Here is a 9,537-nt window from a genome sequence, read left to right as displayed (position 1 = left end):
TTCTACAGCGTTTCAATTCGCTGTCAACCACCTTTTTCACCGCTGCCGATCTTTCGATCGAAGCCCTTCCAGCACTATTTGAAACATCTAACTCATTGAATTTCAATAAGTTTTCAGCTCCGACTACGCCAGAAGTGGGGCGAATTATAGAGAGATTAGATCGGAGGTCAAGCATTAATCCTAAAAAGACTATGCAAAAGAACATTGCGCACTATATTGCTCAAATCTTTGGCATTGCGCATCATAGAACGCTGTCTTCCTCTGCGCGCTCTATCCTCTCTAATAAGGAACACCCCACCCCAATGAACGCTAAACCCCGCAGCCTGGCCACGACACTGTTCCCCATCGGCCTACTGCTCATTGCCATGGCTTCGATTCAATCCGGTGCGTCGCTGGCCAAGAGCATGTTCCCCATTGTGGGCGCACAAGGCACGACCACCCTGCGCCTGATTTTCGCCAGCATCATCATGTTGCTACTGCTGCGCCCCTGGCGAGCGCGACTCAACGCAAGCACCTTGCGCACCGTGGTTATCTACGGCATGGCACTAGGCGGCATGAATCTCCTCTTCTATATGTCACTGCGCACTGTTCCCTTGGGGATTGCTGTAGCCCTGGAGTTCACCGGCCCCCTTGCAGTAGCCCTGTATGCATCCCGACGCGCTGTGGACTTTCTCTGGATAGGCCTGGCGGTGGTAGGGCTACTATTGCTGATTCCCATTGGTCAAACCGGTGGCAAACTCGATCTGGTTGGCGCGGGCTATGCTCTGGGCGCTGGCGTGTGCTGGGCCTTATACATCCTTTATGGCCAAAAGGCGGGAGCGGCGAACGGCATTCAGACCGCCGCCTTAGGTGTAATGATCGCCGCCTTGTTTGTCGCACCTGTGGGTATCATCCATGCCGGAAGTGCACTGCTCACTCCTGCCCTGCTGCCCATCGCCCTAGGCGTTGCCATACTCTCGACCGCCCTACCCTACAGCCTGGAAATGGTCGCACTGACACGGCTGCCAGCAAGGACCTTTGGCACACTGATGAGCATTGAACCTGCTTTCGGCGCACTCTCTGGCCTGCTCTTCCTAGGCGAGGTGTTGAGCCTTGGTCAATGGCTGGCAATTGGAGCGATCATTACCGCCTCCGTCGGGGCGACATTGTCGATTCGAAAGGAAAGTCCGCCCCTCATCCCTGCCGACTGATTTGAGAAATATTTGCATTTAAATCGGAACTGGTCATTGTGCCGAACAGCCACGATCTTTAAGCTGTCATGGAACGTCAATCTGCAAGCTATCTAATTGACAAGACATGGACGCACAGGAGCATCAGGAAGAGGCTGCATACACAGATCCGGACGGTAGAGCCGGCACGTATTAAGGACGGGAATGAAACGAATTTTGCTCATCCTGGCCATGGTGGCCATCGCCGGATGCGCGGCGACTGCAAAAACTGAAGTCAAGCACGGCAAGAGAGGGTTGCATATCAACTGTTCCGGCCTCTCGTCCTCCTGGGACCAGTGCTATACCAAAGCGACCACAGCCTGCGGTACAAAAGGCTATAAAGTGATCGCTCGCTCTGGTGATGACGACGCAGAGCCTGGCGATTACCTTTTCGGACTCAATCCCGCCGGATATACCAGTCGCAGCATGATCGTCATCTGCAAGTAAGGACATTCAACAAAGAGGGCAGCCAAACGGCTGCCCTTTTTGCTATGCATTACAGATCAGAGTGCCTGGGTACGCTCCCGCAACCATGCCAGGGCATCCCCTTCAAGCAGCGGCTTTAGGCGCTCGTATACTTGCTGGTGATACCCATTGAGCCAATCGAGCTCGCACTGGCTCAACATTTCCGGCAGCAAGCAGCGCGTATCGATAGGACACAACGTCAAGGTTTCGAACTCGAGAAAGTCTCCAAACTCATTGCGCCCCGCTTCTCGATTGAATACCAGGTTCTCGATGCGAACACCCCAACGCCCAGGTCGGTAAGTGCCTGGCTCTATAGACGTGATCATGCCGGCCTGCATCGCAGTGTGAGGCGCCGCCGCTGCCTGATAGGCAATTACCTGAGGCCCTTCATGCACATTCAAGAAATAACCGACGCCATGCCCGGTTCCGTGACCATAATCGACCTGATCCGCCCAGATCGGCGCACGGGCAATCGCATCGAGCAGCGGCGAAAGAATGCCTCGCGGGAACCGCGCTCGAGACAAAGCGATCACTCCTTTAAGCACCCGCGTGCAATCCTGCTTCTGCTCAAGGCTCGGAGTACCCACCGCAACCATGCGGGTGATATCGGCAGTGCCGCCCAGATACTGACCACCAGAGTCGATCAACAACAGCCCATCACCCTCAATGCGCGCATGGGACGCTTCGGTGGCGCGATAGTGCGGCATGGCTCCATTTGCATTGAATGCAGCAATGGTGGAAAAGCTCAGCGAAACAAAGCCCGGGCGCTGGGCTCTTGCCGCGCTGAGCTGCTCATCAACTGTCAGCTCAGTGACGGCCTGGCGCCCCCAGGCGCCATCCAACCAGCTAAAGAAATTGCACAAGGCTGCACCGTCCTGCTCCATGGCATTACGGATATGCAGAAGATCTGCGCAGGTTTTCTGCGATTTTGCCAGGGTGGTGGGGTTTAGCCCCTCAACCAATCGCACCTGAGCCGAAACACTATCAATCAAGCCACGCGTGACGCGGGCCGGATCAATCAACAAACGCCCGTCTGCTGCAATTGCAGCCAATGCCGCGTGAATTTGCGCATAATCGCGTAACTCAACACCGTCCACGGCGAGCGTCTGACGAATACCCGCATCGACCTTACTAGGCGCAACAAAAAGAATTGCCTGCTCCTGACTGATCAGCGCAAAGGCGACAAAAACCGGGTTATAGGAAACATCGCTACCACGCAGATTGAACAACCAGGCAATATCGTCGAGGGTTGCAATGAAGTGCCAGTCGGCCCCACGCTCGCGCAACACCTTACGCAATTGCGTGAGCTTTTCACTGCGACTGACTGTTGCTTCTGGGGGCAGATGCTCAAATACCGCATTACCTGGCAATGACGGACGATCTAACCAGACCCGAGCAAGCAGGTCTGTACTGGTATGCAAACGCGCATTACGCGCCTTCAAGCGCTCTTCCAATTGACGCGCCGACGCCAATGCCATGACGGCACCATCGACTGCAACAACCTGCCCTTCGCACGTCTGATCTGCCAGCCAATCGATAGGCCCTGGTTTGCCTGGCTGCAACTTGACCAGCTCGATACTGCTACCGGCCAATTCCTTTTCAGCTTGTTCCCAGTAGCGGCTATCGGCCCACAGGCCGGCGAATTCCGACGTCACGATCAGCGTACCCACTGACCCCTGAAATCCAGACAACCACTCCCGCCCCTGCCAGTAGCCTGGCAGGTATTCCGAAAGATGCGGGTCAGCCGAAGGCACCAACAGGGCATCGATCCCCTCCTGCTTCATCACCTGACGCACAGCTGCCAGGCGAGCGACGATCACTCCCTGCGTTGAGGGCTGACTATTCATGCTGACTCCTGCTACTGCGACATCCATTGGTATAGACATAAATAATGGAGCAGGCATCTGCGTCCGGCAACCGCGCTATGGTTCAACCCTGTAACAAGACTCCTGCAACCTGCCTACAACGATTGCTGCCAAGCGTTAAATGAGTCAAAGCCGGGGCAAAAACTTCAATTGGGCTGAACTTCCAGACCTCTGGGCCTTCACAACAAATACAGTCCGGTGTGGCAGTTGATCCCACTTGGAAGACTTGTTGCCGAGGAAAACGCCCATGCGCCGATCGACAGACCGCAAGCAAGGTGTGGTGCTGCTCGATACTCGCGAGCAGACCCCTGAACACGAGCACAGTGTTCACCTAGCGATTGCCGAGCGCCTCGCTCAGTTGCTCAACACTCAGGTTATCAAGCCTGCGCAATCACTTAGTGCCGATGACAACTACTACTTCCTGCCCACCGAAACACTGATTGATACCGACCGTTATCAACATCTCGGCATTACCTCAGATCGGGATTTGTTTGGCGGGTTGGTCAGTCGGCCGTACATGGCCACCAAGGCCATATCCCACCCGCTCCCTGCCAACGCCCGCTACCCATTGGGCTGGACCGACGATTTTGCCCGTCAAGCCAGCGATGCACTGCTTCGCGGCTACACGGTTTTCAGCCTGGCAGACGCCATGTGCGCTGCGGAACTGTTATTGCGTACTGGTCCCTTGCGGATAAAACCGGTACGCGCGAAGGCAGGACGAGGGCAAATAGTTGCAAGCACCCTGCACGAAGTCGAACAAGCGCTTATAAGCCAGTGCGAGAAGGACTTGGCCATTTGGGGCTTGGTCCTGGAAGAAAACCTGACCCAGGTCCAGACCTTCAGCGTTGGCCAGGCACTGGTGGCAGGCATTCAGTGCAGTTACTACGGCACGCAACAACTGACCCATGACCATGCAGGAGAAGAAGTCTACGGTGGGTCCGACCTGGTGGTGGTGCGAGGTAATTACGACACCTTGCTGCAACTGGAACTCGAGCAGCCGATACGGCTCGCCATTACCCAAGCCCGGACCTACGAGCAGGCCGCAGTACGTAATTTCCCAGGATTCATAGCTTCGCGCCGAAACTATGACGTCGCTCGCGGCCTGAATAGCCAGGGCCAACCCAAAAGCGGCGTACTCGAACAATCCTGGCGCATAGGCGGCGCCAGCAGTGCAGAAATTCTCGCAATCCAGGCATTCGCCTCGGACGCGTCACTGACGCGCGTACGCGCCTCTACCCATGAAGTCTTCGACGAGCCCCTAGTGCCCGCCGATGCGACAATTTTCTATCAGGGGGACGACAGTGAACTCGGAAGAATCTGCAAATATGCAAGGTTGCGCGACTATGACCATCCATAGCGAATCAATTGAGATCCATGTCGATGATGAGTCGATTGCCGCCACTATCGTAAGCCCCAGCGACAAAGTACCCGGGATTCTATTTGTCCACGGCTGGGGAGGAAGCCAGCAACGTGACCTGGCACGCGCCAAGCAGATTACAGGTCTTGGCTGTGTGTGCATGACGTTCGACCTGCGCGGTCATGAAAAAACCGCAAGCCAGCGTCTGAGCGTTACCCGCGAGCAAAACCTGGCAGACCTGGTTGCAGCCTACGACAGATTGGTCAGTCACCCTGCGGTCGATACCAGTGCCATTGCAGTCATCGGCACCAGTTACGGCGGGTACCTGGCAACGCTGCTCACAGCACTGCGACCCATTAAATGGCTTGCACTGCGAGTACCGGCACTGTACTGGGACGATGAATGGACGATGCCCAAGCAGGGCCTGGACCGCCAGCGCTTGAACACCTATCGCCATCGCCCATTGGGGCCGGCCGATAATCGAGCGCTGGGGGCTTGCGCCGAGTTTGGTGGTGATGTGTTATTGGTCGAGTCGGAACAGGACGATTATGTGCCCCACAGCACGTTGATGAGCTACCGCTCTGCGTTCGTCAGCGCCCACTCATTGACCCATCGTATCGTCGATGGCGCAGATCATGCGCTATCAAGTGACCGAAGTCAGAAGGCCTACAGCTCGATACTCAGTACCTGGATAGCCGAGATGGTCATCGGCGCCCGCCTCGACCGCTACCCTCACCACTCCCCCTGGTATTCCTGAGCCAGGGGCACATGGCAATAGAGACCATCTGCCACACTTCGAGCCAGACTGCTGACCGTTTGAAATGCAGCAAAACTCACCCCTTTGGCTTGGTGCTGCTGAATCAACTGCAGAAAGGGCTCCTGTTCAAAACTGCTCGCGGCAGCCTCCCAAGCGGTGCGCGACTGCCATTGCAGGTACTGCAACACCCGACTGCCGTCGTCGCTGGCCTGAATACTCGCGCCAATCAGGCCGGCGTGACGCAAAGCAAGCGCCTCACTGCGCTCAGCCAATGCCTGGGCCAAGGCATACTGGCGCATGGGCACTACTTCAAATTCAATCATTTGGGTAAAGCAAAAACTGCGCTCTGGAACCGCCATGGACCTTATCTCCCTGCCATTAACATGCAATGCAACGGCAGGCAGGGTAAAACCTCCAGTTAACTCAAGGTCAAGAGGTTTCAAGCCTGACTGAGCCTTATACTGCCTGGCGGTAATGGCAATCGGTCAACTCGCGCCGGCCGTTTCCTCACTCAACTCGACAGATACCCGATCAACCGAGATTTTCCGTAACACGGCGTCGATAATCACTGGGAACCAGCCCAGTAACTTTCTGGAACACTTTACGAAATGCGCCAGGGTCCTGATATCCGACACCCCAGGCAATTTGATCGATACTGCGATTGGTGAACTCGAGCATTCGACAAGCACGCCCCACACGCACCTGCTGGCAGTACTCGGTAGGCTTATGCCCTGTAGCATTGCGAAAGCGGCGTAGAAAAGTGCGTGATTCCAACCCTGCACAATCAGCCATCGTCTTCAGACTCACTTCCCGCGCCCCACTACTTTGCAACCAATGCTGGACCTTGAGTACCGCTTCGTCACCATGATCCAGGCGCGGACTGAATACGCTGCCTGGTTGAGCGCGGGCGCTTGTGCGATCTACTGCAAGAAAGCGCGCCGTCTCGGCGGCCAGCGTTTCCCCCTGATATCGCTCGATCAGCTTCAGCCCCAACTCCGTCCAAGCCATCAACCCCGCCGAAGTGATGATATCGCCATCATCCAGCAGCGGCAGATTGGCCTCGACCTTGATCGAGGGAAAGCGATCAGCCAGGGACTGGGCGAAATTCCAGTGCGTTGTAGCAGGGCGTCCATCCAGCAGCCCACTTGCGGCAATAAAAAACACGCCGACACACACCGATACCAGCAGGGCTCCTTCGCGGTGCCACTGAAGCAGACGCTGGCGATAACGTTCAAGAAGCTCGACCGATGGCTCTTGCGTCAAGCTTGGCGGAATGACCATGACCCGAGGCTGGTGGGGGCCACCCGGATGGCTGTCGAACACCACCGCCAATTGCTGATTCTGCTCTTCGCACCAATGACTGATACGCAGCATCGGCCGTTCAAACGCGCCCAGGTCATGACGCAGGCGATTGGCGATGGTGAGCAAATCAGTCAAACCATGCACAGCTGCAGCCTGGGCACCGGGATAGACCAGCAAACCTATTTCCAAAACCTCACACGCTTTGGTCATTGTCAGTTTCTCCCGCCTTTTTGTCGTTCGCGCCAATCTGCAAGTACGCCGCTCAAGCCTATAACTACCACATCACAACCACTACCAAAGAGGCTATTGAAATGAGCAAGCACGCTCTGATCGTCATCGACATTCAAAACGACTACTTCCCAGGCGGAAAATGGACGTTAGAAGGCGCCGACCGCGCTGCCGACAACGCAGCTCGAATTCTTGCCGCAACCAGGGCTGCGAGTGACCTGGTGGTGCATGTACGCCATGAGTTCGAGTCCGCTGACGCCCCCTTTTTCACCCCTGGTTCGCAGGGCGCCCAGATCCATCCCAAAGTGGCGCCGGTGGGAAATGAACCCGTCGTACTCAAACACAAAGTGAACTCATTCCTGAACACTGAGCTCAAGGCGGTATTGGACAGTCATCAGATCGAGGCCGTAACGGTGATTGGCAGCATGAGCCATATGTGTATCGATGGTTTCACCCGCGCAGCCTCCGACCTGGGCTATGCCACCACGGTCATCCATGACGCCTGCGCTACGCGCGATCTAGAATTCAATGGTGTGTCCGTGCCGGCGGCCCAGGTCCATGCGGCCTACATGGCATCACTGGCATTCGCCTATGCCCAGGTGATTTCCACCGAGCAATACCTGACCACCATCAGCCGCTGAACCTTGCGCGGGGCAAGCTCCACGGGCGCAGTCTCGCTCGCCCCACGCTTGAGTTGCTAGATCACTACGTTGCGCACGAACCGCGTGGCCACTTCGCCATCATTGCGATAGGCGTGGACACAATTGCTGGCATAACTGAAAAAATCCCCGGACTGCAGTAGGTGGTATTGATCCCCGATGTGCAAGGTCAGACAGCCTTCAGCTACATACAACTGCTCACTCCAGCCATCGGCATCGGCTTCGCAGTGATACACCTCACCCGGTTCCAACCGCCACTCCCACAACTCCACTTCACGGGTCGCGACAGAACTTGCCAGCAAAACCGCTCTGCTGCCGGGGTGAGCACCGGTCCAGGCCAGTTCATTGATGCGACCGGGATCACGGTTGTCAGGCGCCTGGATGAGATCGGTGAACGCTACCCCAAGTGCCTCTGCCAGACGGTCCAAGGTAGTCAGGCTGACATTATTCTCTCCGGCTTCTATGGCCACCAACATGCGCCGACTGACAGCGGATTTTTCTGCCAACGCAGTTTGACTGAGCTCGGCAGCATGACGCAGGCGACGAATGTTCTGGCTGACGTGCTGCAGCACCGAGGCGCGTTGAGCGGAATTTTTGTGCACTATATTGCTCACCCATTGTATTTGCGCAGTATACTGCCCACTTCGCCGCAATTGTGCGTCGCCCTTTCTTCGTGTGCAAGACCATGAACTCAATCAACAGCACAGAACGCCCTTCCGTTTCCTTCCGACTGAGCAGAGCCGAATTGGTATTGGTTTTCATCACCATGCTTTGGGGTGGGACTTTTCTGCTGGTGCACAACGTCATGACCGTCAGCGGTCCGATGTTCTTTGTCGGTCTGCGCTTCGCTGCCGCGACACTCTTCGTGGGACTGATTTCAGCTCGAGCCTTAGCTGGACTGACGGCCACAGAACTGAAAGCTGGCGTGCTGATTGGGGTGTCGATCATGCTCGGCTACGGATTGCAAACCTACGGTCTGCAAACCATCAGCAGCAGCCAGTCAGCATTCATCACCGCGTTGTACGTACCGTTTGTGCCTTTGCTGCAATGGTTGGTCCTGGGCCGTCGCCCAGGCCTGATGCCGAGCCTTGGAATCGCACTAGCCTTTGTCGGACTTATGCTGCTCGCCGGCCCTGACGGAGGTTCATTGCAGTTCAGTGCAGGCGAAATCGCGACCCTGGTCAGCGCTGTAGCCATTGCCGCCGAAATCATTCTCATCAGTCGTTACGCCCCAAAGGTCGATGTTCGTCGGGTAACCGTGGTGCAACTGGCAACTGCTTCGGCACTGTCCTTTCTGATGGTGGTCCCCACTCAAGAACCGCTGCCGGACTTTTCCTGGCTATTGCTACTCAGCGCATTGGGACTGGGAGCGATGAGTGCGGTCATTCAAATGGCAATGAACTGGGCGCAAAAATCTGTCTCGCCGACACGCGCGACGTTGATTTACGCAGGCGAACCCGTTTGGGCCGGAATCGTCGGACGCGTTGCAGGTGAGCGTTTGCCGGGCATCGCATTGATCGGCGGTTTGTTGATCGTGATTGCTGTAGTGATCAGTGAACTCAAGCTCAAACGTCGAGAGCCAGAACCGGAAACACTGCAAATGTCAGGACACGAGCGGGAAAGCGGGCTCTGACAGGGAAACCGTCTACGCTTGAAAAGAACTGTTATAAAAAAAGTGTTTGATACGCCGTACTTG

General features: G+C 56.1%; 10 protein-coding genes. 6 read left to right on the top strand and 4 right to left on the bottom strand.

The window, feature by feature from the left end; translation table 11 throughout:
- The first annotated feature begins 302 nt into the window (after positions 1-302).
- Both rhtA and V0R60_RS08350 read left to right on the top strand, forming a co-directional pair.
- The gene (rhtA, locus tag V0R60_RS08355) at positions 303-1,190 is read left to right on the top strand and encodes a threonine/homoserine exporter RhtA (protein WP_136477310.1); all 888 of its coding nucleotides are present in this window, start codon (positions 303-305) and stop codon (positions 1,188-1,190) included.
- Positions 1,191-1,373: 183 nt separating this feature from the next.
- Entirely contained in the window at positions 1,374-1,655 is a 282-nt protein-coding gene (locus V0R60_RS08350; protein WP_136477311.1) for a hypothetical protein, read from the top strand.
- Between the two features lie 56 nt (positions 1,656-1,711).
- Here the strand turns inward: V0R60_RS08350 and V0R60_RS08345 are convergent, their stop codons facing one another.
- Positions 1,712-3,520 (bottom strand): aminopeptidase P family protein, encoded by a 1,809-nt coding sequence (locus tag V0R60_RS08345; protein ID WP_330079384.1) that lies wholly within the window; start codon positions 3,518-3,520, stop codon positions 1,712-1,714.
- Positions 3,521-3,785: 265 nt separating this feature from the next.
- On the opposite strand from V0R60_RS08345, the gene V0R60_RS08340 reads away from it, so the two are divergent.
- A complete protein-coding gene (locus tag V0R60_RS08340) occupies positions 3,786-4,895 on the top strand; it encodes a DUF3182 family protein (RefSeq protein WP_330079383.1) in 1,110 nt (369 codons plus the stop codon).
- Positions 4,882-5,652: an alpha/beta hydrolase family protein gene (locus V0R60_RS08335; protein WP_136477314.1), complete on the top strand. Its 771-nt coding sequence runs from the start codon at positions 4,882-4,884 to the stop codon at positions 5,650-5,652. Before V0R60_RS08340 ends, V0R60_RS08335 begins: the two co-directional genes overlap by 14 nt.
- On the opposite strand, the gene V0R60_RS08330 is transcribed toward V0R60_RS08335, so the two are convergent.
- A complete protein-coding gene (locus V0R60_RS08330; protein ID WP_136477315.1) occupies positions 5,628-6,011 on the bottom strand; it encodes an antibiotic biosynthesis monooxygenase in 384 nt (127 codons plus the stop codon). The two genes, V0R60_RS08335 and V0R60_RS08330, sit on opposite strands and share 25 nt — an antisense overlap.
- Positions 6,012-6,183: 172 nt before the next feature.
- The gene (locus tag V0R60_RS08325; protein ID WP_330079382.1) at positions 6,184-7,164 is read right to left on the bottom strand and encodes a GlxA family transcriptional regulator; all 981 of its coding nucleotides are present in this window, start codon (positions 7,162-7,164) and stop codon (positions 6,184-6,186) included.
- A gap of 101 nt (positions 7,165-7,265) precedes the next feature.
- Between V0R60_RS08325 and V0R60_RS08320 the strand changes: the two genes are divergently transcribed.
- Positions 7,266-7,823, top strand: a complete 558-nt coding sequence (locus V0R60_RS08320; RefSeq protein ID WP_330079381.1) for a cysteine hydrolase family protein — start codon at positions 7,266-7,268, stop codon at positions 7,821-7,823.
- Positions 7,824-7,879: 56 nt separating this feature from the next.
- Here V0R60_RS08320 and V0R60_RS08315 read toward each other — a convergent pair whose 3' ends face one another.
- Positions 7,880-8,443 (bottom strand): helix-turn-helix domain-containing protein, encoded by a 564-nt coding sequence (locus V0R60_RS08315; protein WP_330079380.1) that lies wholly within the window; start codon positions 8,441-8,443, stop codon positions 7,880-7,882.
- Between the two features lie 83 nt (positions 8,444-8,526).
- Between V0R60_RS08315 and V0R60_RS08310 the strand changes: the two genes are divergently transcribed.
- Positions 8,527-9,474, top strand: a complete 948-nt coding sequence (locus V0R60_RS08310; RefSeq protein ID WP_330079379.1) for a DMT family transporter — start codon at positions 8,527-8,529, stop codon at positions 9,472-9,474.
- Positions 9,475-9,537: the final 63 nt, after the last annotated feature.

The organism is Pseudomonas auratipiscis, from assembly GCF_036324085.1.
In the GTDB taxonomy this organism is placed as follows: Bacteria; Pseudomonadota; Gammaproteobacteria; order Pseudomonadales; family Pseudomonadaceae; genus Aquipseudomonas; species Aquipseudomonas auratipiscis.
Note: the sequence above shows the minus strand (reverse complement) of the source record. Positions and strands in the feature narration are given on the sequence as shown.

Coding starts and splice junctions, on each gene's coding strand:
- rhtA (WP_136477310.1), top strand. CDS start 303: ATGAACGCTAAACCCCGCAGCCTGGCCACGACACTGTTCCCCATCGGC.
- V0R60_RS08350 (WP_136477311.1), top strand. CDS start 1,374: ATGAAACGAATTTTGCTCATCCTGGCCATGGTGGCCATCGCCGGATGC.
- V0R60_RS08345 (WP_330079384.1), bottom strand. CDS start 3,520: ATGAATAGTCAGCCCTCAACGCAGGGAGTGATCGTCGCTCGCCTGGCA.
- V0R60_RS08340 (WP_330079383.1), top strand. CDS start 3,786: ATGCGCCGATCGACAGACCGCAAGCAAGGTGTGGTGCTGCTCGATACT.
- V0R60_RS08335 (WP_136477314.1), top strand. CDS start 4,882: ATGACCATCCATAGCGAATCAATTGAGATCCATGTCGATGATGAGTCG.
- V0R60_RS08330 (WP_136477315.1), bottom strand. CDS start 6,011: ATGGCGGTTCCAGAGCGCAGTTTTTGCTTTACCCAAATGATTGAATTT.
- V0R60_RS08325 (WP_330079382.1), bottom strand. CDS start 7,164: ATGACCAAAGCGTGTGAGGTTTTGGAAATAGGTTTGCTGGTCTATCCC.
- V0R60_RS08320 (WP_330079381.1), top strand. CDS start 7,266: ATGAGCAAGCACGCTCTGATCGTCATCGACATTCAAAACGACTACTTC.
- V0R60_RS08310 (WP_330079379.1), top strand. CDS start 8,527: ATGAACTCAATCAACAGCACAGAACGCCCTTCCGTTTCCTTCCGACTG.